Annotated in this window: 21 protein-coding genes and 2 tRNA genes; 9 read left to right on the top strand and 14 right to left on the bottom strand. The window is 63.3% G+C overall.

The window, feature by feature from the left end:
* Position 1: 1 nt before the first annotated feature.
* The gene (locus QP803_RS14425) at positions 2–916 is read right to left on the bottom strand and encodes a LysR substrate-binding domain-containing protein (RefSeq protein ID WP_284944165.1); all 915 of its coding nucleotides are present in this window, start codon (positions 914–916) and stop codon (positions 2–4) included.
* Between the two features lie 362 nt (positions 917–1278).
* On the opposite strand from QP803_RS14425, the gene QP803_RS14420 reads away from it, so the two are divergent.
* Positions 1279–1941, top strand: coding sequence for an HAD family hydrolase (locus tag QP803_RS14420; RefSeq protein WP_284944164.1), 663 nt, complete (start codon positions 1279–1281; stop codon positions 1939–1941).
* Between the two features lie 30 nt (positions 1942–1971).
* Here the strand turns inward: QP803_RS14420 and QP803_RS14415 are convergent, their stop codons facing one another.
* Both QP803_RS14415 and QP803_RS14410 read right to left on the bottom strand, forming a co-directional pair.
* On the bottom strand, positions 1972–2982 hold the full coding sequence (locus QP803_RS14415) for an alpha/beta hydrolase family protein (RefSeq protein WP_284944163.1): 1011 nt from the start codon (positions 2980–2982) through the stop codon (positions 1972–1974).
* A 70-nt stretch (positions 2983–3052) separates the two neighbouring features.
* Positions 3053–3874 carry a DUF3658 domain-containing protein gene (locus QP803_RS14410; protein ID WP_284944162.1) on the bottom strand — a complete coding sequence of 274 codons (822 nt, stop codon included), beginning with the start codon at positions 3872–3874 and terminating at the stop codon, positions 3053–3055.
* 183 nt (positions 3875–4057) lie between these two features.
* Here QP803_RS14410 and QP803_RS14405 point away from each other — a divergent pair, with 183 nt between their 5' ends.
* Positions 4058–4948: a hypothetical protein gene (locus QP803_RS14405; RefSeq protein WP_284944161.1), complete on the top strand. Its 891-nt coding sequence runs from the start codon at positions 4058–4060 to the stop codon at positions 4946–4948.
* Between the two features lie 320 nt (positions 4949–5268).
* Positions 5269–5646 carry a VOC family protein gene (locus QP803_RS14400; RefSeq protein ID WP_284944160.1) on the top strand — a complete coding sequence of 126 codons (378 nt, stop codon included), beginning with the start codon at positions 5269–5271 and terminating at the stop codon, positions 5644–5646.
* Between the two features lie 294 nt (positions 5647–5940).
* On the opposite strand, the gene QP803_RS14395 is transcribed toward QP803_RS14400, so the two are convergent.
* The 4 genes from QP803_RS14395 to QP803_RS14380 all read right to left on the bottom strand — a co-directional run bounded on the left by QP803_RS14395 (position 5941) and on the right by QP803_RS14380 (position 6978).
* Positions 5941–6017 (bottom strand) — tRNA-Arg (locus QP803_RS14395).
* Positions 6018–6033: 16 nt separating this feature from the next.
* Positions 6034–6339, bottom strand: coding sequence for an ETC complex I subunit (locus QP803_RS14390; RefSeq protein ID WP_284944159.1), 306 nt, complete (start codon positions 6337–6339; stop codon positions 6034–6036).
* A gap of 22 nt (positions 6340–6361) precedes the next feature.
* Positions 6362–6438, bottom strand: a tRNA-Pro gene (locus QP803_RS14385).
* Positions 6439–6495: 57 nt separating this feature from the next.
* On the bottom strand, positions 6496–6978 hold the full coding sequence (locus QP803_RS14380) for a DUF192 domain-containing protein (RefSeq protein ID WP_284944158.1): 483 nt from the start codon (positions 6976–6978) through the stop codon (positions 6496–6498).
* Between the two features lie 130 nt (positions 6979–7108).
* Here QP803_RS14380 and QP803_RS14375 point away from each other — a divergent pair, with 130 nt between their 5' ends.
* Complete coding sequence (locus QP803_RS14375) at positions 7109–7576, top strand: GreA/GreB family elongation factor (protein WP_284944157.1); 468 nt, start codon at positions 7109–7111, stop codon at positions 7574–7576.
* On the opposite strand, the gene prpB is transcribed toward QP803_RS14375, so the two are convergent.
* From prpB to QP803_RS14355, 4 genes are read right to left on the bottom strand one after another with little or no spacing between them, the layout of a single operon-like run.
* Entirely contained in the window at positions 7573–8496 is a 924-nt protein-coding gene (gene prpB / locus QP803_RS14370; RefSeq protein WP_284944156.1) for a methylisocitrate lyase, read from the bottom strand. The two genes, QP803_RS14375 and prpB, sit on opposite strands and share 4 nt — an antisense overlap.
* The gene (prpC, locus tag QP803_RS14365) at positions 8493–9653 is read right to left on the bottom strand and encodes a bifunctional 2-methylcitrate synthase/citrate synthase (protein ID WP_284944155.1); all 1161 of its coding nucleotides are present in this window, start codon (positions 9651–9653) and stop codon (positions 8493–8495) included. Before prpC ends, prpB begins: the two co-directional genes overlap by 4 nt.
* Positions 9650–11185, bottom strand: a complete 1536-nt coding sequence (locus QP803_RS14360; protein WP_284944154.1) for an MmgE/PrpD family protein — start codon at positions 11183–11185, stop codon at positions 9650–9652. Before QP803_RS14360 ends, prpC begins: the two co-directional genes overlap by 4 nt.
* A complete protein-coding gene (locus QP803_RS14355; protein ID WP_284944153.1) occupies positions 11182–11874 on the bottom strand; it encodes a GntR family transcriptional regulator in 693 nt (230 codons plus the stop codon). Before QP803_RS14355 ends, QP803_RS14360 begins: the two co-directional genes overlap by 4 nt.
* 211 nt (positions 11875–12085) lie before the next feature.
* On the opposite strand from QP803_RS14355, the gene QP803_RS14350 reads away from it, so the two are divergent.
* Entirely contained in the window at positions 12086–13201 is a 1116-nt protein-coding gene (locus tag QP803_RS14350; RefSeq protein WP_284944152.1) for an alkene reductase, read from the top strand.
* 2 nt (positions 13202–13203) lie between these two features.
* Here the strand turns inward: QP803_RS14350 and QP803_RS14345 are convergent, their stop codons facing one another.
* The gene (locus QP803_RS14345; RefSeq protein WP_284944151.1) at positions 13204–13758 is read right to left on the bottom strand and encodes a cytochrome b; all 555 of its coding nucleotides are present in this window, start codon (positions 13756–13758) and stop codon (positions 13204–13206) included.
* A 166-nt stretch (positions 13759–13924) separates the two neighbouring features.
* On the opposite strand from QP803_RS14345, the gene QP803_RS14340 reads away from it, so the two are divergent.
* Both QP803_RS14340 and QP803_RS14335 read left to right on the top strand, forming a co-directional pair.
* A complete protein-coding gene (locus QP803_RS14340) occupies positions 13925–14698 on the top strand; it encodes a VOC family protein (RefSeq protein WP_284944149.1) in 774 nt (257 codons plus the stop codon).
* Between the two features lie 91 nt (positions 14699–14789).
* Entirely contained in the window at positions 14790–18140 is a 3351-nt protein-coding gene (locus QP803_RS14335) for a DEAD/DEAH box helicase (protein ID WP_284944148.1), read from the top strand.
* Here QP803_RS14335 and QP803_RS14330 read toward each other — a convergent pair whose 3' ends face one another.
* Positions 18141–19694 (bottom strand): tetratricopeptide repeat protein, encoded by a 1554-nt coding sequence (locus QP803_RS14330; RefSeq protein ID WP_284944147.1) that lies wholly within the window; start codon positions 19692–19694, stop codon positions 18141–18143. It abuts the gene before it with no gap.
* A gap of 22 nt (positions 19695–19716) precedes the next feature.
* Complete coding sequence (locus QP803_RS14325) at positions 19717–20202, bottom strand: Lrp/AsnC family transcriptional regulator (protein WP_284944146.1); 486 nt, start codon at positions 20200–20202, stop codon at positions 19717–19719.
* Between the two features lie 208 nt (positions 20203–20410).
* Between QP803_RS14325 and QP803_RS14320 the strand changes: the two genes are divergently transcribed.
* Complete coding sequence (locus QP803_RS14320; protein WP_284944145.1) at positions 20411–21313, top strand: homocysteine S-methyltransferase family protein; 903 nt, start codon at positions 20411–20413, stop codon at positions 21311–21313.
* Positions 21314–21409: 96 nt separating this feature from the next.
* Positions 21410–22204 (top strand): transporter substrate-binding domain-containing protein, encoded by a 795-nt coding sequence (locus QP803_RS14315; protein ID WP_284944144.1) that lies wholly within the window; start codon positions 21410–21412, stop codon positions 22202–22204.
* Positions 22205–22212 lie beyond the last annotated feature (8 nt).

Genomic DNA, 22212 nt, shown 5'->3' with positions numbered 1-22212 from the left:
TTCAATCGGGTACTGCGGTCGTGTCGTTCTGAATATTGAGTGACGCAGAGAGCCAGATCACGAAGGCTTCCGCGGCCGGGCTGAGCGCGGTCAGGCTTGGTGCGACCAGCCAATATCCTCCGAAGCTCACCTTGAGGTCAAAGGGTGCGATCAGCCGCCCGGCGGCAATGTCATCGCTCACCAAAGCCAGGTCACCGAGTGCCACGCCGTGACCCCGTACAGCCGCGGGCACGATCAGGGCCGGATCGTTATAGAGGGGGCCACGGCTCATTGAATGTGAGGGGAGCCCGGCCGCTTCCATCCAGGCAGACCAATTCTGGCGGCCATCCTCATACAGCAATGTGTACTGCGCGAGGTCCTCGGGGCGCTGCAACGGCGGTCCGGTCGCCAAGAGGGAGGGCGCGAGCACCGGCGTTCCGAAGGATCGAACCAGAAGGCGCGCCTCCACCCTCGGCCAGTCTGCGGCCCCCACAGAATAGCGAATGGCAAGCGCGGCACGGGAGGTTCGGAACTCGATGAGGCGCGGATCCGATAAGACCTCAACGTCGATCTCGGGCTGTAGAGCCCGGAAACCATCGAGACGACTCACCAGCCAGCATGCGGCGAAACCCGGTTCGACGCTGATGACGAGGGGGGCGCGCGATACTGCGGTCAATGCCTCACGCAAGGCCTCGTCGATGGCGTCGAAACTCTCGGTCAGGCGGCCGAGAAGCCTTGCACCGGTTTCGGTCAAACTCACCCTGCGGTGATGCCGATGGAACAGCCGCGTTCCAAGGCTGTCTTCCAACTCGCGGATCTGCCGACTGACAGCCGCCTGGGTCACGAAGAGCTCCTCAGCCGCCTCCGTAAAACTGAGAAGTCGCCCCGCACTTTCGAAGCTGCGGAGGGCCGTCAAAGGCAGGCGCCCACGCTTCATGACATAACCTCAAGTTATCTCACGGCGACCATAAGCTCGTTTGAGGAAATAGGCGAGTGGGCGCTACCTCCTGGCCAAGGAGGGACACACCATGCTGTTCTCGCAGAAGATTTTCGCAGATCTGTCTTCGCTTTTAACATTTCAGTTCGATGGAGCGTCGTCCACGCAACGCACGCACGCGGATCGGGAACGTGAGCCAGCGGACGTGACCAGGCCTTGTTCTGACATCGAGAGGTCGCCTGGTCCTGCCGAAAGGTGCTCTTTGCTACCGCACTTTGACACCTTGGCCATTCTGCCTTGAGTTGGCGCTAGGTGGACGCTGAGGGATCAGACTCCGTGTCGTGGCGAACCGAGGAGAAGCGATGATCAAAGCGGTGATGATTGACGTCGATGGCGTCCTGGTGACCGGCCGGCCGGTTGATGGAAGCCCGTGGGCCACCGACCTGTTCACAGACCTAAACCTGGCCCCTTCGGTCCTCCATCGCGCGTTCTTCGAACCTCATTGGGAGCAGATCATCACAGGGAAGGTCACAATACGCGAGCGGCTAGCCCAGGTTCTTCACGACATCGCACCTGAACTGACGCCTGATACGCTGCTGGCCTATTGGTTCCGCAACGACGCCCGACTGGATGAGCAGTTGCTGCAGGACTTGGCAAAGCTGCGAGTGGCCGGGTTGCAGGTCCATCTCGTCACCAATCAGGAACACGAGAGGGCATCCTACCTGATGAATGCGCTCGGTCTGGCCGCGCATGTCGATGGATGCCATTACTCCGCAGCCCTTGGTCACAGGAAGCCATTCCCTGAATTCTTCCACGCCGTCCGTCAGCGGGTTGGTTTCCAACCGGATGAGCTGCTTCTGGTGGATGACCAGGAGCAGAACGTATTGGCGGCTACTGAAGCCGGTTGGGCCGCGCATCTATGGACCCCCGGGCAGACGCTTCGAAGCGCCATGCCAGATGTCGTGGAAAATCGACCCTGGCCACGACGCTCCATGACGGGCAGGTCCGGCCTATCGCCTCAGTGAGGCCGCAATCCCAGAAGCGTGGCCGAGCCTCTAGATCCGGAATAATGCGATAGCGCGTGCCGCGACGTCGTCGTGGATTGCACGGCGATCCACGCCAACGGCGTCGAGGCACGCGATCGGGTCAGCCGTGCGACCCAAAGCCGTGGCTTCGCAGAGGAAGATCGCATGCCCCACGTCGGGTCCAAGCAGGACCAGGCGCCTATTGGGCAGGCGTTCGTCGAGCCAATAGGCGCAGTCCTCGGCAGGAGCTTCGGTGTCCGCGCCGCCGACAATAAGTGAGACGGGCAGCGTGAGATCCCGCAGGCTCTCGTTTGAAAACGCCCTGACTGTCGGCGCGGGCGCACAGGATAGAATGGCTTTGACGCGCGCATCCCTATACGACTGCGATGGCCGCTCCCACGACGCCCGAAAGACGCGGCTGCGTTCGAGCAGGGGCGCGACATGGGAAGCGATGTCTGGAAACTCCCGTGGACCGCGCGTGATGCCGCGCGCCGTCATCCAGTCTGAGAACAAACGCATATGCGTGATCGCGCCGCCGAGCGACAGAACGGTATAGCCGCCGAGCGAGAAGCCCGCGGCGAAGACCTTTCCAAAGTCGAGGCGCCCTTGAAACGGCTCTAACTCTGCCAGAAGATCCAGGACGACCGACAGGTCTCGGGCGCGTTCCCACCAACAGAGGAAGCCCTCCGGGCGGAAGGGTTCGACAGCCGTGTTGCCGTGATGATCGACGCCGAGCACGACAAAACCCTTAGCGGCAAGGCGGATACCGAGCCAACCAAGATCCGCAGCCGAGCCGCCGGTTCCGTGAGACATCAGAACGACGGGGAAGGGCTCGGTCTGGCGCCGAAGCTCGCCCTGCGTGACCACTTTGCCCATCGTCATCCACGCAGCGCCCTCGCGCCCCAGAGAGACCTCTTCCTCGGGCTGCTCGGCTTCGGTGGGATACCAAGCGGTCCAACTGAGTGGGCGGGGTCCCGTGCCCGCCCAATTCTCACGAGACAGATCGGCGGCCTGGCCTCTGCGGTATCCGACCTTGGACACGGTGCTGTCTCCTGTTCATCAGGCCTTCGACCTCACGATGAGGGCCGCGCGCGGAGGGTGGTGACAGAGTTTACTGCAAAGGCCTGCGCACGTGATAGTCGCGCAGATCCGGTCCGGGCCCCGTGATTTCAAGCAAGCCCGCCTCACACAGCGCCAGCATACGTCCGAACAGAACAACGTCGCTCGTCGCCTGGCCGGGCGGTGAATTCTCGAAGCACAGCTTGGTGATCGTGCGGCCGATCAATCGCGCAGCAATCTCCCAGTCCTGGCGCGCCTGCGCGACCAGGAAGGCATCGTACTGCGTGAGCGGTGCCGACACCATGCGGCCGTCCCTGACGATCCGGAACGGTGCGTTCTCGTGACAAAGTTCCGACCACGCCATGGCCGCTGCGCGATGCGCCTCGGCAGAGATCGGACGCCGCGTCGCATATAGGTTGGACGCAACGATATCCTGCACACGCATCAAACCCAGAGACCACGGGCGCCTGACGCCATCAATCGTCGTGAAGTCGAGGTTGGTTGCGTCGACGATGTCGAAGCATCGGTCTTGCATGCGCGCTGCGAAGGCCAGGAAGCACGCATGCTCCATCGGCGAACTCAAGCACGCCCAGAAGACAGGATTGATACCAGGCGCGGTTGCTTCCACCCACGCCGCCTCTACGTCCCTTGTGTCACTGACGAGTGCGTCCCGCAGCATTGGGTCCGCCCGCAAGACGGACTTGCCCCAAGCTTGCCGCAGGGTCGGATCGGGCGGATCGATCGGGCCGACGCTGAGGCAGTCGGGCAAGCCGATCACGCGCGCCGTGCTGTCGAGCAACGCCAACGCTTCGCGGAGCGTGTCTGCAATGCACCTGCCGAACACGACGTGAATGATTTCGGCACCGTCGTTCATGCTGTTCCTCATAGGGCGCCAAAAGGTTGGCTGCAGCATCTCAGGCCGACTGAACAGGGTCAACGCTCAACATCGGATGGCGTTGAGGCGGGGTGACGCAAAGCGGCAGAAATCTCATGACGATGTCTTTACAATCGCATCATTCGCACACTAGCTTACCCTATCAAATTCCAGGATTACCAGATGCGCCAAGACATCTCTTCAAAGGCGGCTTTTGTTTTGGTGGGCGCCGTCGCTTTTTCGGGGACAGCGACGATTGGTCAGGTAAGGGCTGACGAATTGCCTGTGGTCGCCATTCACAACGAAATCGGTGTTGCAGCCGAGGGGCAACTTCTCAACTATAAAGAAAACTTTTCGAACGTACCCGCGCATGACCGAGAGAACGGTTGGGCGCCGGGCGCCAACCTCAGCGGGCAGGTCATGTTCAACGCCTACGGTATCACGCACATCTATGCGGCGATCGACTATGGCATCGTGTCGGGACAGTCCACATACACAGGGGCGACCATCGATGGTGACTATCCCGTCCAGTACCAACATCATGTCGCTATGCGCGATCTTAATCTCGAACTTGGAAAGGGTTTCGCGCTCCTCGACGGTCGCCTGCTGCTGACGCCTGTGCTGCAGTTCGGTCATCATGCCTGGGATCGCGACCTGAGCTATTCTGAGACCTACCACAACTTTTACGTCGGTGGCGCGGTTCATGTCGATTACGCATTGACGCAGCGGCTTGTTCTCTCCGGCCGTTTTGGCTTGGCGGAGACGTTTAACGCAGGGATGGATCTCTCGGGTACAAGCTACTTCGCGAATGACGGCACGCCGGTTCCACTTTCGAATGCGTCTTTCAATCTCGGGGCATTGCCGGTCTGGCAGGCCGGCGTGGGTCTTGATTACGCCATCACCAAGCGTTGCCATCTCTTCGGCAAGCTCGACTTTCAGCGCTTCGGATATTCCATGGGCACCGCGACCCTGACCGGGAACTATAACGGACGCAGCGTGAGGCTTTCGACGATTGAGCCCAATTCCTGGACGCAGACGCTGATGCCGATGTTCGGTGCCGCTTATGCTTTCTAGTCAATGACGCTGGTGAGACCTGCAGATCGATGGACTGCGGGCGCGTAACAGGATCGGATACGGCCGTGAGCGTCTTGAAGGCTATCCGCAACGACCACCGTTGGGTTGCGATATAGGTTTAGCCTTCTAACGACTGAGGTTTTGAAGACAATGAGGCTGCAATGTATCCAAGCCGCCGCGACCCGCGAACGGCCATTCACCCCGGAACTTGCTGCATGACAGTGCAAGATCCATAGAGGCGATGGCCCTCGTTCAGCATCAATAGGGTGCGTTGGCAGACAGCGTCACTCACGAACTCTCATGGGGGCAGGGCGACGACGATGTACGATCATGTTCAAATCAAAGTGGAAAACCTCGAGGGAAGCCGGCCCTTCTATGAAGCCGTGCTGGGCGCGCTGGGATACCAGGTTGTATTCGAGGTGGAAGGCGTCGTCGTCGGCATCGGCACGACTCCGCATGATATGTTCGAGGTGCGCCAGACGACCGATGGCGTTCCTGTTTCCAAAGCGGTGCATATCGCATTTGCCGCCAGCAGCGAGGAAGCGGTGGGGGCCTTCCACGCGGCCGCCATAGCGCATGGCGCGACCGATAACGGTGGGCCGGGCCTTCGACCTCACTATGAGGACGGGTATTATGCGGCCTTCGTCATCGATCCGAACGGCCACAATCTCGAAGCCGTCTTTCTGAACAGCCGCTAGCGCAGGCGGCCCTCGTTCGATTGGGCAGACCCTCTGGCACGTTCGTCTTATCGATGACGTCTTGGGTTACAGCCATTATATGCGGTCGAACAATACCGGGTGCGGCATGAAACGGCTGATCAAGCTTTGTCTCATCATCGCTTCTTCTTGCTCAGCTCCGTCCCGTCTCAACCGAAAGACGGAACCGTGAGCTCTCTGACCTCGGCGCAGAAAGGGGCTGTCGCGAATGAGGTCCGGCCATGCTGGGTGGGGTTATCTTCGGCCTCACATCTATCGCAGAGGCAAATTGCGCGGTGGCGCGCCCTGGTGGATTCGAACCACCGACCCACAGCTTAGAAGGCTGTTGCTCTATCCGACTGAGCTAAGGGCGCAAACGCGGTCGGACCCTCAATGGGTCCAGTTATCGGCGCGATCGGTGCGGAAATTGTCGGCATAGGCCTTGGGCTTGACCACCCGGTCATGCGGAATTTCTACGTCATAGGCGGCGCCATGAGCCTCAGCATAGGCAATCGCCTCATCCCGCGTCGGGAAGACCAGAATCACCTGCTGCTGCATATCGCCGCTGCCGATCCAGCCCATCAGGGGGTCGGCGCGCTGCGGCTCCTGCCGCTGCCAATCCAGCACCCATTCATGGGTCATGGCACGGCCCGACTGCATGGCCGATTTCGGGCGGCGGTAGATCCGTGCGCGCATCGCAAACCCTTTCGTCAGTCGCTGGTCGGGGCGCCCGGACTCGAACCGGGGGCCTCGTGTACCCAAAACACGCGCGCTACCAGGCTGCGCCACGCCCCGTCCGGCGGGATGTATAGCCCGGACGGCGCAATATGCCACCCTTGTCGCGCGCAGGTCCTACTTGGTGTCGCCGAATGGCTTGGCGATGACCTTGTCGCCCACGGCGATCCCCTCCTTGGCCGTCAGGCCGCCCTGCAGTTCCAGCACCGCCAGCACCGGGCCGTTGCTGTCATCCACCGCCAGGCTATGCGGCACGGTATTCTCCAGGATGGTGCGGATGGTGCCGTCGGGGTTGATGAAGACCATGTCCAGCGGCACCAGCGTGTTCTTCATCCAGAACTGACCTTCCTGCGGGGTCGAGAACATGAACAGCATGCCGCTGTCCGCCGCGACCGAGGTGCGGAACATCAGGCCGGTTTCTTGTTGCTCGGGCGTCAGCGCCATCTCGACCTGGAAGGCGTGGCGCGTGCCGTCATCCCCCACGATCGTCAGCGGCTGCTTGGCCAGCGTCGGTTGCGGCCCGGTCTGCTGCGCCAGGGCGGGGGCCATCATGATGGCCAGGGTGAGGGCGAAGGCGGGCACAAAGTCACGGAAACGCATGAATATCCTCCTGGAACGAGCCGCTGCTTGTAGCCCACAGCCCCTGGGCTGTCTCTCTGCCGCGCGGGCCGTTTCTTGTCGGCCTCCTCATCGGCGCGTAACAAGGTCGCTTGATCAAGGGATCACTGCGATGAGCCGTGCCTTCGTGTCCGAGGATGCCGCGGCGGCGGCGGCGGCTGTGCTGCCGGAGCGGCCGGTCAGCGCCATGCCGAACCTCGTGACCGCCAGCGGCCTCGCCCAGATCGAGGCCGAGATCGCCCGGCTGGAGGCGGGGCTCGTGGCCGCGACGGCCGAGGATGCCGCGAGGCCCGCGCTCGCCCGGGATCTCCGCTATTGGCGCGCGCGTCGGGCGACAGCCGCCCTGACCGAGCCGCCGGCCAGACCGACCGAGGTCGGCTTCGGCACCACCGTCACCCTGCGCCGACCCAATGGCGACACCCAGCTGTGGCGCATCGTGGGGGAGGATGAGGCCGATCCCGCACGCGGCTTGCTGAGCTGGGCCTCGCCCGTCGCCCAGGCGCTGCTCGGCGCCGCGCCGGGCGATGTGGTCGAGATGGGCAAAGGCCGCCCGGCGATGACGGTCCTGGCGGTCGGTTAGGCCTTCTGGGGCATGCCCTCCGGCACGATCGTCTGCACGATCGAGGCGTCCAGCGCCTCATAGGCGTGGAGGCCGATCATGTCGTACAGCTCGGCGCGGGTTTGCATCTGGTCGATCATCCCATGCGTGCTGCCATCCCGCGCCAGGGCGGCATAGAGTGCGCTCTGCGCCTTGTTCGCGACGCGCAGGCTGCTGACTGGCCAAATCACCATGCGGTAGCCCATGGCCGCGAATTCATCGGCCGTGAAGAAGGGCGTGCGGCCGAACTCCGTCATATTGGCGAGCAGCGGCACGCCCGGCATGGCGGCGGCGAAGGCCTCGAACATGGCGCGCGTCGTCATCGCCTCGGGGAAGATCGCATCGGCCCCTGCCTGGACATAGAGTTTGGCGCGGGCAATGGCGCCGTCCATGCCTTCGCTCGCCGCCGCATCGGTGCGGGCGATGACGACCAGGTGCCGCCGCGCGCGGACGGCGGCCGCGACCTTGGCGGCCATGTCATGCGGATCGGCGAGCCGCTTATCATTCAGATGGCCGCATTTCTTGGGCAGAAGCTGGTCTTCCAGATGCACCGCCGCGGCGCCGGCATCCTCGAAGACGCGGACCATATGCATCACGTTGAGCGCTTCGCCGTAGCCGGTATCGCCATCCACCAGCAAAGGCAGGGCGCTGGCGCGCACGATCTGGCGAATGAAGAAGGCGACCTCATCCACCGTGATCATGCCGAGATCAGGCAGGCCCATCGAGGCCGTCATCGCCGCGCCTGACAGATACAGGCCTTCGAAGCCGGCGGCTTTGGCCTGAAGGGCGGCCATGCCGTTATGCGCCCCCGGCAGTTTCAGGATGCCCGGTTGCGCGAGCAAGTGGCGAAACCGTTCGCCCGCCGGGCTGTCGGGCAGATCGGCACCGATCAGATAAGTCATTCGCCCCCCCGTGCTGAGAGAGGGGCGAAGGCGCGGGGCTCCGGCCCCGTGTAATTGGCGGCGGGGCGGATGATCTTGCCGTCTTCGCGCTGCTCCAGCACATGCGCGGCCCATCCGGCCGTGCGGGCGATCACGAACAGGGGCGTGAACATCGCCGTCGGCACACCCATCAGGTGGTAGGAGACGGCGCTGAACCAATCGAGGTTCGGGAACATCTTCTTGGCGTCCATCATGACAGACTCGATGCGTTCCGCGATGGCGAACATCTTGTGGGAATGCACCTCTTCCGAAAGGTCGCTCGCCACCGCCTTGATCACCTCATTGCGGGGATCGGCGATGGCATAGACCGGATGGCCGAAGCCGATCACGACCTCCTTCGCCGCCACACGGCGGCGGATATCGGCCTCCGCTTCATCGGGACCGGCGTATCGCTTCTGGATTTCGAAGGCGACTTCGTTGGCGCCGCCATGTTTCGGGCCGCGCAGGGCGCCGATCGCACCCGTGATGGCCGAATGCATGTCCGACCCCGTGCCGGCAATCACGCGCGCCGTGAAGGTGGAGGCATTGAACTCATGCTCGGCATAGAGGTTCAGCGATGTATGCATCGCCCGCACCCAACCGTCGCGCGGCGCATGGCCATGCAGAAGATGCAGGAAATGGCCGCCGATGCTGGCGTCATCCGTTTCGACTTCAATGCGCCGTCCTGCCTGCGCATAATGATACCAATAGAGCAGCATCGAACCCAGCGAGGCGATCAGCTTGTCGGCGATGTCGCGCGCGGCGCTCGGGTTGTGGTCTTCATGTTCCGGCAAGACACAGCCGAGGACCGAGACGCCGGTGCGCATGACATCCATAGGATGCGCCGCCGCCGGCAGGCTTTCCAGCGCCGTGCGCACGGCGGCCGGCAGGCCGCGCATCATGCGCAGCTTGGCCTTGTAGCCGCGCAACTCGCCTTCCGTCGGCAGGCTGCCATGGATGAGCAAATAGGCGATCTCCTCGAACTCGCAGCGCGGCGCGATATCGAGGATGTCATAGCCGCGATAGTGGAGGTCATTGCCGCTGCGGCCGACCGAGCACAGCGCGGTATTGCCGGCGACGACGCCTGACAAGGCCACCGACTTTTTCGCCTTCGGCGCGGCGGTGATGGTGTCGCTCATGAGATGGGTCCCGATCCGGTCGCGTGAAAGTCAAAGATGCCGCGCTCGCTTGCCTGCACAAGGCGATCCTGCGGCAAGGCGATGGTCAGTCCCGCAAGTTCATGCGGACGCAGGTGAGGGAGGGCCTGAGCGACTTGCAGGAAGCGCTCGGCCTCTGCCGTGTCCAGCACGCCCTCCGTCAGGGTGCGGAACTTGCGGATGTAATCCGCGCGCTGCCAGGGCGTCGCACCCAGACTATGGGCATTCGCCACCGCCATCTCATCGGCGATGACTTGGCCGTCCTTCAGGGTGATGACGATACGACCGCCGAAGGCTTTCACGCGCGCATCCTCGGCGTGATACCGTCGCGTCCATTCCGGATCCTCGGTCGTCGCAATCTTGTGCCACAGCGCCACCGTAGCCGGCCGCCGCGCGCGTTCCGGCGCATAGGACAGCGCATGATGCCAGGCGCCATCCTGAAGCGCGACCGCCACGATATACATGATGGAGTGGTCAAGCGTTTCGCGGCTCGCTGTAGGGTCGAACTTTTGCGGGTCGTTCGCCCCCGTGCCGATGACGTAATGGGTGTGATGGCTGGTATGGATCAGGATGCTGGCAACATCATCCCAATCCGTGACCCGCTTGCCCATGCGGAAGGCGAGGTCGATCAGCGCCTGGCTTTGATATTCGGCCGAATGTTCCTTGGTATAGGTGTCGAGAATGGCGCGTTTGGCCTCGCCCGGTCCAGGCAAAGGCACGGCATACTGCGCCTTCGGGCCATCCAGCATCCAGGCAATGACGCTGTCCTCGCCTTCATAGATCGGGCTCGGCGCGCCTTCGCCGCGCATGGCGCGGTCCACCGCTTCCACCGCCAGCTTGCCGGCATGGCTCGGCGCATAGGCCTTCCAGGAGCTGATTTCGCCTTTACGACTTTGCCGTGTGGCGGTGGTCACATGCAGCGCGTGCTGCACGGATTGATAGATGATGTCGGTGGGCAGGCCGAGCAGCGTGCCGATACCGGCGGCGGCGGATGGGCCGAGATGCGCGACATGGTCGATCTTGTGCTTGTGCAGGCAAATCGCCCGCACCAGATCGACCTGGATTTCATATCCGGTCGCGAGGCCGCGCAGCAGGGCCGCGCCATCGGCGCCGCATTGCTGCGCGACCGCCAGGATCGGTGGAATATTGTCGCCAGGATGGCTGTATTCGGCGGCAAGAAACGTATCGTGATAGTCCAGCTCACGCACCGCCGTGCCATTCGCCCAGGCGGCCCATTCGGCATGCACACGAACATCTGGCCCAAAGCCGAAAACGGTCGCGCCGCCGGCACGGGGATGCGCCATGGCCTGCATGCGCGCGGTGACAACCGGATGGCGGTTGATCGCTGCAATAGCGACCGAGGCATTGTCGATGACGCGGTTGACGATCATCTCGGCGACATCAGCGTCGACGGCGACCGGATCGGCAGCCACGGCCGCGATCTTCCAGGCGAGCTGTTGCGCGCGTGGGAGGCGATCGGCTTCCGGATGCACGCGGACATCATGAAGAATCATGCGGCAGTTCCGTTTCCTGTTGCAATGCTGGCGAGAATGCTGCGCAGCGCCGCCGCGACATGGCGGCGCATGAGGATTTCGGCGAAGTCGCCGTCGCCCTCGGCGAGGGCTTCCACCAATTGCTGATGCTCGATCAAGGCCCGCCGTGCGCGACCGCTGGCGCGGCTATGCTGCCGGCGGACGAGGCGAATGAGGTTGTAGTATTCGTCGCAAAGTATTTGTACCAGGCTGGCATTGCCGCTGCATTTGATGATGAAGAAGTGGAAATCCTCATCCGCCGTTCCCTGTCGATACAGGTCATCGGATGTCGCATCCAGCGCCGCCTCATGTTGGCGCAGCAGATCGCGCAGATGCGCGATGTCTGCGGGTTGCACACGCAAAGCGGCCTCCCGCGCGGCGATCCCCTCCAGCGCCTCGCGGATGGCGTAAAGCTCCGCCACGCGGACGGGCGTGAGTATCGTGACCCGCGCACTGACGCGGGGTTCGCGCGTGAGGAGCTTGCGTTCCTCCAACCGGCGGATCGCTTCGCGCAGCGGCGCGCGACTGACGCCGAACTTCGCGGCGAGGGCCGGTTCCTTGATCTTCGCCCCGGCCGCGAGTTCCCCGCTGATGATGGCTTCGCTCAGCTGCTCGAAGATACGATGAGCGACGGTCGCTTCATCCGGTGCGGCTTGTCCATCCGCTGGCATGCTATTGTCTCCCCCGGCCAAGGCTTAGACCTGACCAGGCGAAGGGTCAATATTGTCGACCAAACTTCTGCTCGACCCGCTATTCTGGCATTTTGCGGAGAGGTTGAATGTAATTTGTCGACACAGAGGGGGCTAGAGGTCCGGCCCGGTGTTTGGGTTGGGAAAAGCCGCATCTCTCCCCACTTCAGTCGGACATAGAGGAATGGACATCATGCCCGAATCATCACACTCACCGGTCCTCAGCCCCGCCAAATTGGGCGAGATGGACCTCTCTAACCGGATCGTCATGAGCCCGCTGACCCGTAGCCGGTCCAGCGATGACGGTGTCCCGCCCGACTTCGCGGCGCAGTATTACGGCCAGCGTGCCGATTGTGGCCTCATCATCACCGAAGCCACCAATATCTCGGCCCAGGCGCGGGGCTACGCCTTGACCCCGGGCATCTGGACGCCGGCGCAGGTCGCGGCCTGGCAGCGCGTGACACAAGCGGTCCATCGGCGCCACGGCCGCATCTTCCTCCAGCTTTGGCATACGGGCCGCATTTCCCACCCCGATTTGCATGGTGGTGAGCTGCCGGTCGCGCCCTCTGCCATTCGGCCGGAGGGTCAGGCCTTTACCAATGACGGTCTAAAGGATCACGTCACGCCGCGCGCCTTGGAGACGGATGAGATCCCGGAAATTGTCGAAGATTATCGTCACGCCGCGCAATGCGCGAAGGATGCGGAGTTCGACGGTGTAGAGATCCATTCGGCGAACAACTATTTGCTTGAGCAATTCATTCGCGACAGCACGAACACGCGGACCGATCGCTATGGCGGTTCCCTGGAAAACCGGCTGCGCTTCCCGTTGGAGGTGGTGGAGGCGGTGACGTCGGTCTGGGGTGGCGGCCAGCGCGTCGGTATCCGCATTTCCCCGGCGACGACGATGCCGGGCAATACGCCGCTCGACTCCCAGGTCATGGAAACCTTCGGCACCTATGTCGATGCGCTGTCAAAGGCCGGATTGCTCTATATCCATGATATCGAAGGTGTCACGCAAATGACGCGCGATGCGCCGGAGGGTGTCGATTTTCCGGCACTCCGTCGCCGCTTCACCGGCGCCTATATCGCCAACAACCAATATACGCTGGAGCTTGCCGAGAAGACCTTGGCGAAGGGGGATGCGGATTTGTTCAGCTTTGGCCGACCCTATATCGCTAATCCCGATCTGATCGAACGGCTACGAACGGGTGCGCCGCTGGCCGAAGCGCCGAAAGAGTATTGGTACGGCGGCGGTTCGATCGGCTATTCCGACTGGCCCGGCATGAACGGGCAGATCACCGTCGAATAAGATTAACGCTGTCCTGGCATCATGCGCCTCAAGACGCCGTCTCGCACGACGTAGTGGTGGAACAGCGCCGCTGTGGCATGCAACCCGGCCAAAGCGATGATGGTCCAGGCGCCCCAGTCATGCACGGTGTCCGCCAGCGGCTTCCAAGAACGGTCAATCTGGAAAGGGGCGGACACGGAGAAGAGTCCGAAAAAGCTGGCCGCGTGGCCTTGGCTCCAAATCTTGGTCAAGCCCGCTACGACCATAGTGATGAGCAGGGCATAGAGACCGAGATGCATGCCGCGCGCGGCCCATTCCGCGATGCCGGTGGTTGCCGGCGGCAGCTTGCGACTGAAACCGCCGCGCCAAACCAGGCGCAGGATGACAATGGCGGCTAAGCTGATACCGAGCGAAATGTGGATCCATTGCAAGCTATGACGCGCAGCGCCGCCGCGATGGAGGAACACCCAAACATGGGCCAGGGTGAACAGCGTCACGACCAGCAGCGCGGTTACCCAATGGAGCGCCATCGCTAAGCCATCGTAACGTGCGCCGGGAATCAGGGGCTTGTTGGTCATGCGCGTCCTTTTCGTGCGATCGCGCGCGAGTTTAGCAGGGCGATCGGTAACGAAGAATGTCGGCGGTTTCGATGGCGATAGATGGCAGGGTGGAAGGCGTTCGCTGTTCCACCCTGCATTGTTACGGTATAGTCAAACACCACCACTCAATTGCGGGAGGATGACCATGTCCACGCCGGAAGGGAAGTTCGTCTGGTATGAGCTGCTGACCACCGATGTCGCTGCCGCGACCGAATTCTACAGCGCGGTCATCGGCTGGACCGTGACGGAGGCGGGCACAAGCAAGCCGTATCATATCTTCAACGTCGATGAGACCGGCGTTGGCGGCATGCTCACCTTGCCGCCGGAAGCGCTGGCTCAGGGCGCCCGGCCAAGCTGGATGGGATATATCGCCGTCGCCGATATCGATGCCGACATGGATCGGCTCGTGAGCCTGGGCGGCGGCACCTATCGCGCGGCGGAAGACATGCCCGGCGTCGGTCGATTCGCCGTCGTGCATGATGCGCAGAAGGCGCCCTTCGTGCTGTTCACCCCTGAACCCGGCACGCAGCGGCCGGATGGCGTGGCCCCTGGCACGCCGGGCGATATCGGCTGGCGGGAGCTACAGGCCGCGGATCGGGAGGCGGGCTTCGCGTTCTATGCGGAGATGTTCGGCTGGACGAAGGCCGCTGAGATCGATCTGGGGCCGGGTGGCCTTTATCAACTCTTCGCCATTGAGGACGCGACGGTCGGCGGCATGGTGACCAAGATGGCGGCGATGCCGACAGCCTTCTGGCTCTATTACATCAATGTCGCAGACATCACGGCGGCCGTGGACCGGGTGTCAGCGGCCGGTGGGCACGTCGTCAACGGCCCGCATCAGGTGCCCGGCGGCAATTGGATCGTCCATGGCCTCGATCCCCAAGGCGCGCTCTTCGCCCTGGTTGGGCCGGGCGCGTAAGCCAGCTGCCCCCTGGCGCGGGTCGGCCTTGCCGCACTGCGGCATGATGATGCTTGCATTGGAGGGGGGCGGGGCCCCATGACATCCTTTGATGACCCCTGCGGTTGTCGCTGCCGAGTCCGCCACCGCAAAGGTCTCCCCCGCCCCCATGCTGACGCCGTATTCACCCGAAGATCTCAGCCGCGTCTTTGACACCAGTGTGTTGCGGCGAGGCCGATCCCTCATCCTGCTGGAAGCCGTCACGGTCTCATTGCAGGACGACGGGGTCACCGTAGCGGTGGATCATCTCGGCAAGCATTATACGGCGAAGATCCAGCCTTCCGCCCGCGCGAGCCGCGTGGGCTTCCTCATCCGCTGTAGCTGCGGCCAGTCGTCCTGCGCCCATGCAGCCGCCGGGGCGCTCGCCGCCCTCGATCGCTATCCGGCGCTGCGGCGTCCGGACCAGAAATCTCTGCTCGACACGCCCGCGAGCTCCGCCAAGCCGGAGCCGGTCAAACTGGTCGAGGCGGTAGGCCCGCCCGCCAAGGCCGGGCCTACGGTCGCCATCCCGGGCGAAAAGCAGCGCCTAGTCTTCGAGCTTTATCCCGGTGAGCTGCCTTATGCCTGCTTCGTCTCGACCATCCTGATCGGCGAGCGCAGCGGGGCGATGGCCATGACCAGCCCGGCCCGCATCCTGGCCGACCGCACGGTCAACGAAAGCACGCGCATCATCGCGCGCATGCTCGGCAGCGGCACCAGCAGTCGCATCTCGGTGGCACCCGCCGCCGTCTCCTCCATCCTCGGGTTGCTTGGGCGGACTGGCAAGGCCCGCTGGCATGCCACGGGCAAGACCCTCGTCCTGGGTGAGGAGCGCGCCTTTCAGGCCAATCTTCCGCCGAATCTGCCGCCGCAATCGGGCGTCATCCTCGGGGAAACCGGCCCCTGGTATGTGGACGCCGCGACGGGTGCCGTTGGCCGCGTGCGGCTGCGGCAGGCGCCGGTCGCCGCCAGCCCCACAGCGGCACAGCGCCTCTATCGCCCCACCGGTCCGGCGATGAACCCGACCTTCCGCAAGCCCGAGCCGGCGACGCCGCGCTTCACGCCCAAGCGGCCGGTTAAGCGCACCCGCAACGACACCGACCGCCGCCCCGAGGCGATCATTCTCAACGCCGCTGCCCCGGTCATTCTGGAGCATCCGCCCGTTCCGGTCATGCGTCTGCGCAAGGTCGATTGCCCGGATGATTTCGGCCATATGCAGCAAATCGACGCGCTGACGGTCGATTTCGACTATCAGGGGACGGTGACGCCCGGCGACGATGAGCGGCAGTTCCTGCCCGTAGTGCGAGCCGGCGCCCCCTCCGACCAACGCAGCTTCGTCCGTCGGGACCGCGCCGCCGAAACCGCCGCGCTCGAAGCGCTGCGGCAGGACGGTCTCGCCCAGATGCGCATCGCGGACGGCAACTCCGCCAAGGGCCGCATGGTCTTCGTCTACCGGGGGCGGGACGCCTCTGAGCGGTGGCAGAGCTTCGTGGGGGAGCGCGTGCCGGCGCTGGAGCTGCTGGGCTGGCGCAATCTCATCGATCGGGATTTTGGCCCCAAGCTGGTCGAGACGGTCGGTGAATACGATGTGCGCGTCGAAGACGCCGAGACGGGCAAGTTCTCGCTCGACTTCGGCATCGAGATTGACGGGGTGCGCGTGCCGCTGCTGCCCATTCTGTCTCGTCTGCTGGATCGCGGCGGCATCGACAGCGCCAAGATCATCGACGGCGAACTGATTACCAGCCTGGAAGACGGCCGCATCCTGAAGCTGCCGGCGGATCGCATCCGTCGCCTGCTGGCCGTCATGGGCGATCTCATCGACGCCGCCCGGCGCACCGGCGAAAATCGTCTGCTGTTGCAGGACGGCGAAGCCGCCACGGTGCTGGATCTTGAGGATCTTCTCACCACGCGCTGGCAGGATTCGAGTGCAATCGAGGCCTATGCCCAGAATTTCCGGGGCGGCGAGGTCGAGATCCAGAAAGTCGCGATTCCGTCGACCTTCACGGCCACGCTGCGCCCGTATCAGCAGCAGGGCGTGGATTGGCTGCAACATCTGCGCGGCCTCGGCCTCGGCGGCTTCCTGGCCGATGATATGGGCCTCGGCAAGACCGCCCAGACCATTGCCCATATCGTCATCGAGGAGGCAGAAGGCCGGCTCGATCGGCCGGCGCTGGTCGTGGTGCCGACCAGCTTGGTCACCAACTGGACCGCTGAATTGGCGAAGTTCGCGCCGCATCTCGTGGTCGCCGTTCTGCACGGCCTCGATCGGCATGAGCGTCGGTCCGAACTTGATGGCGTTCATGTCGTCATCACGACCTATACCGTGCTCGCCCGTGATATCGAGGAGATGAAGCAGCTGCCCTGGCACCTTGTGGTGCTGGATGAGGCGCAGGTGATCAAAAGCCCCGACGCGAAGGCCACGCGCGCCGTGTGTCAGCTCGATACGCGGCATCGGCTGTGCCTGTCCGGCACGCCAATCGAAAACAATCTGCAGGAATTGTGGTCCGAATTCGCCTTCCTGATGCCGGGCCTGCTGGGCGATCGCAAAGGCTTCGCCAAGCGTTTCCGCACGCCGATCGAGAAGAACAACGACAGTGTGCGGCGCGTGCAGCTCATTCGCCGCATCAAGCCCTTCCTGCTGCGTCGCACGAAGGCCGAGGTCGCGACCGATCTGCCGCCGAAGCACACCATCCTGCGGCGCATTAACCTCGCCCCCGATCAGCGCGAGTTGTATGAGACCATCCGTGCCACCCTGCATGACAAGGTGCGTGAGCAGGTCGCCGAACTCAGCGCAGCGCAGAGCCGTATCGTGGTGCTCGACGCCCTGCTGAAGCTGCGTCAGGTTTGCTGCGATCCGCGCTTGGTCAAGCTGCCCTCCGCACGCTCGGTCGAATCCTCCAGCAAGCTCGATGAGCTTCTGGAAATGATCATGGAAATGATCCCCGAGGGGCGCCGCATTCTGCTGTTTTCGCAGTTCACGACTATGCTCGATCTGATCAAGCCGCGCCTGGTCGAAGCGGGGGTCAAGTTCGTCGAGCTGCGCGGTGACACGCGCGATCGTGCCGAGCCTGTGCGCGTCTTCGAGAATGGCGATGTGTCGCTGTTCCTGATCAGCCTGAAGGCCGGCGGTCGCGGCTTGAACCTGACCTCGGCCGATACCGTCATCCATTACGATCCCTGGTGGAATCCGGCGGCGGAAGATCAGGCGTCGGATCGCGCGCATCGCATCGGCCAGACCAAGCCGGTCTTCGTCTATAAGATGATCGCGGCCGATACGGTCGAGGACCGGATTGTGGAATTGCAGCGCCGCAAGGCCGATCTGGCAAATATTGCTCTGAGCGAAGAGGGCGATTTCACCGGCGTCGAAATCGACGATGTGGAATTCCTGTTCGGCGGCGGGCCGGAGCAACGCCTCGCGGCATAGCTAAAGCGCGGTGAGAGCGGCCGCGATGTCGTGCACCGGTCCGGACCAATCATGCACCTTGGTTTGGCGGAAGATGCGCAGACCCGGATACCAGGGGCTGTCGGTGCGGCCATGCAGCCAGCGCCAGCAATTGTCATAGCGGTCGAGCAGAAAGACTAGCCGACCCAGACCGCCGGCCAGATGCGCGACGGCTGTATCCACCGTCACGACGAGATCGAGCGTTTCGATGATCGCCGCAGTGTCGTGGAAATCGCGCACGCCGGTCATCTGGTTTTCGATTTGGATCGCGCCGAGTGCATCGCGTTGCGCGGCGGCCGCCCCGACTTGCAGGCTGACCAGCTTTATGCCCGGAACCTCGGCCAGTGGCAGCAGCGCCGAGAGCGGCGCGCTGCGTCTGCCATCCACCCAGCGCGCCCCGGGGCGCGGTTCGCCGGCCCAGACCAAGCCGACCCTGCGTTCGGTCGGGCTGCCGACCTGCTGGCGCCAATGCGCCACCAAATCAGGATCGGCGCTGAGGTACGGGGATGCGGGGATTGTCTCGACTTCGGTGCCGAAGGCGCGCGGCAGGCTGAGGAAAGGGCAATGCCAGTCGAAGGAAACGGTCTCGCTCGCGACCATTTCGGCACCGCGCACACGACGCGCGATGGCAGCCAGCGGCGGCGGCACTGAGATCAGAACGCGGGCGCCGAGATCGGCGAGCATGGGCACGTAGCGCAGGAATTGCAGCGTATCGCCGAAGCCCTCCTCATGCGTGACCAGGATCGTGCGGCCTGCCAGATCCGGAATCGTGTGCAGGTCTGGCAACAGTCGCGACCGTGGGAGTTTGGTGTGCCCCGGCGTGCGAAAGCGCCATTCATGCTCCAGCCAGCCGTCGCGAAAACGCCCCGCCTTGAGCAAGGCGAAGGCGCGATTGAGATGAAGCTGCGGATCGTTCGGTTTCAGGCGGATGGCCTGTGTCATCATCCGCAATCCCGGATCGCGCAAACCCTCATTCGCGAGCAGGCGGCCGAGATTGGCCCATCCGGCAGCCGAATCCGGCTCGGCGCGGATGGCCGCCTGGAAGGCGACCGACGCCTCTCTCACCCGTGCCTGATTGTCATAGAGGATGCCGAGTTGAATCTGCGCAGCAGCGAGATCGGGGTGATCATGCACCAGAGCGCGCAAGATCGCCTCGGCCTCATCCGGGCGGCGGTCATCGGTGAGGGAGGCGGCATAGGCCAGGCTCAGGCGCGTGTCGTCCGGCGTCAGTCGCAGGGCGGCGCGATAATAGGCCTCGACCTCGGGGGTTTTCCCATGGTCTCGCAGCAGTTCGGCGAGATCGAGGCAGGGATGGCGGTGCGCCGGCCTCTGCCGCGCGACCGCCGCCAGCAGAGCGGCGGCCCGGGTCGCGTCACCCAAGGCGGCCAGGGCAATGCCGGCCAGCAGCTGCCCTTCCGGCACGCCGTCGCGGATCAAGGGCATACACAGCGCTTCGACATCCGCGAAACGCCCGGCACGCAGGCCGCGATAGGCTGCCTCCAATGACGCCCGCTGCGATGGCATGGCCTTCGTCAAACTCTTCTCCTGGTCCAATCCGCTAATCGCCTGGCACCTCGCTTTCGACCGGCAGGAAGAGACCCAGCTTCAGGACATTGAGGACCACATTGGTGTTGATCCGCCTAATCTGAGGATGGTGCATCATGATGCTGGCTGAAATGGCATCATAGGCTTCGACATCCTCGGCGGAGATGATGAGGATGATGTCTGTCGAACCGGTCACGTAATAGGCTTGCTGGATCTCATCCTGCTTATCGGCCCAGGCCCGAAACTTGGCGAGTGCGGAGTAGTTTTCGCGTTCGATCTCAAGCCCGGCGACGAAGGTCATGGGCCGGCCGATCGCCTTGCGATCGACGACCGCGATCTCGGCCGTGATGATCTTGTCGGTGCGCATCCGCTTCAGTCGCCGTTGCACAGCCGATGCTGACAATCCGACGGCTTCGGCGATCAGCTCGGCTTTCATATGGCAGTCGCGCTGCACGAGTTGCAGAATCTTGCGATCGAAGCCGTCGAGGGCATCGGGCATGCTGGAAGCTCCACTCGTTTCGACATGGATATAGCACGTCGATAACAGTCGAACTCCGGCGAGCGGCAATAACGGGGCAAATATGCGGCTTTTCCGCGAATTATGGCAGTGAGTGCCCAGCGAAGCGCCGAATAGGGCGCTATTTTGCGGTTCCCCATCGCGGTAGGCTGCTATACTACGCCGCTGACTGTGGATTAAGGACGTGCCTATGATCATCCTGGATGGCGGCATGAGCCGCGAGCTGCAACGCCTCGGGGCGCCCTTTCGGCAGCCCGGATGGTCTGCCCTGGCGCTCATGGAAGCCCCGCATTTTGTCGAGCAGGTCCATGCGGAATTCGCAGCGGCTGGCGCCGACATCATCACAACCAACAGCTATGCCATCGTCCCCTTCCATATCGGGGATGCGCGCTTCGATCGGTGCGGCAGCGAATTGGCGACGCTTGCCGGGCGCCTTGCGCGGCGCGGCGCGGATGTGCGGCCGGGCACGCGCGTGGCGGGCTCCCTGCCGCCGATCTTCGGCTCCTATCGACCTGACCTCTTCGACAGCACACGGGTCGCGGCTTACCTCGACGTACTGGTCGGTGGTCTGCGCCCCTTCGTCGATCTTTGGCTTGGCGAGACCTTGAGCAGCATTGCGGAAGCCGAGGCCGTTATCCGTGCCGTGCAAGGCACGGGTCTGCCGCTCTGGATGTCCTTCACGCTGCGTGATGAGGCGGATGCGCTTGCCCGCCCGCCCATGCTGCGCTCCGGCGAATTGGTCGCGGATGCCGCGGCCTGGGCAGCGGCGAGCGCGGTCGATGCGCTGCTGTTCAACTGCAGTCAGCCCGAGGTTATGGAGCCGGCGGTACGGGTGACGGCAGCGGTGTTTCAGGCAGCGGGATGCAAGACGCCGATCGGCGTCTATGCCAATGCCTTCGAACCTGCGGAAGGGCATGACAAGGCCAACGAGAACCTGATGGACATGCGCGAAGATCTGGGGCCAGCCTCATACGGAGACTGGGCGGATCGCTGGGCTGCCGCCGGCGCCACCATCATCGGCGGCTGCTGTGGCATTGGCGTCTCGCATATCCATGGCGTCGCGCAACGTCTGGCCTGCGTCGCAGCAGACTAGCGGCGCGTCATGGCGCGGAAGATGCGTAGACATTTTTCGATCGCTTCATATGATGCGCCGCCACTGCTTTTCTCATCCCACAAGGTCAAATTCCGCATGATTCGCCTTCTGCGCCTGTTTCTGTTGGCAGCGCCGCTGCTCATGCTCGGGGCGATGCCGTTCGTCGCGCCCGCCGCGCATGCTGATTCGATCAAGGTTGGCCTGGATGATGAATCCTACCCGCCGTTCTTTTCCAAAGGGCCGGACGGCAAATGGGTCGGTTGGGAAATCGACATGATCCATGCCGTCTGCGATCAGATGAAGACCGACTGCACGACGAAGGAAATCGCTTGGGACGGTCTGATACCGGCGCTTCAGCAAAAGCAGATCGATATGATCTGGGGATCGATGACGATCAACGGCGAGCGCAAGAAGGTCATCGACTTCACGCATTTCTATTACGACAGCGCCATCGTCATGATCGGGCCCAAGGATGATGGGACCAAGGTCGATTGCGGCAATCTCGAAACGTTCAAAGGCAAGGTGATTGGCGCACAAGCGGCGACGATCTATTCGTCCTACCTCGCGCATGCGCCCAAATCCGTTCAGGTGAAAACGTACGACACGGCTGACAACTTGATCGCCGACCTCGCCAATGGTCGCATCGACTATGCGCAGGAAGCCCTCAGCACCTTCGCGATTTTCTTCAGTAAGAACCCCGATATCGAGGTCAAGACAACTTGCCCGCATACCGACATCCTGGGCTTCGGCGTCGGCGGTGGCGTGCGCAAAGATGACGCTGCACTGCGCGACCGGGTGTCCGCGGCGATCCTCGCTGTGGCCGCCAATGGCACATGGGATAAGATCACCGACAGGTATCCCAGCATCAAGGGCCTGCTGACCAAGCCGTAAGACGAAGC

This window comes from Acidisoma sp. PAMC 29798, from assembly GCF_030252425.1.
GTDB lineage: Bacteria > Pseudomonadota > Alphaproteobacteria > Acetobacterales > Acetobacteraceae > Acidisoma > Acidisoma cladoniae.
This window is presented reverse-complemented; position numbering and strand designations above follow the sequence as displayed.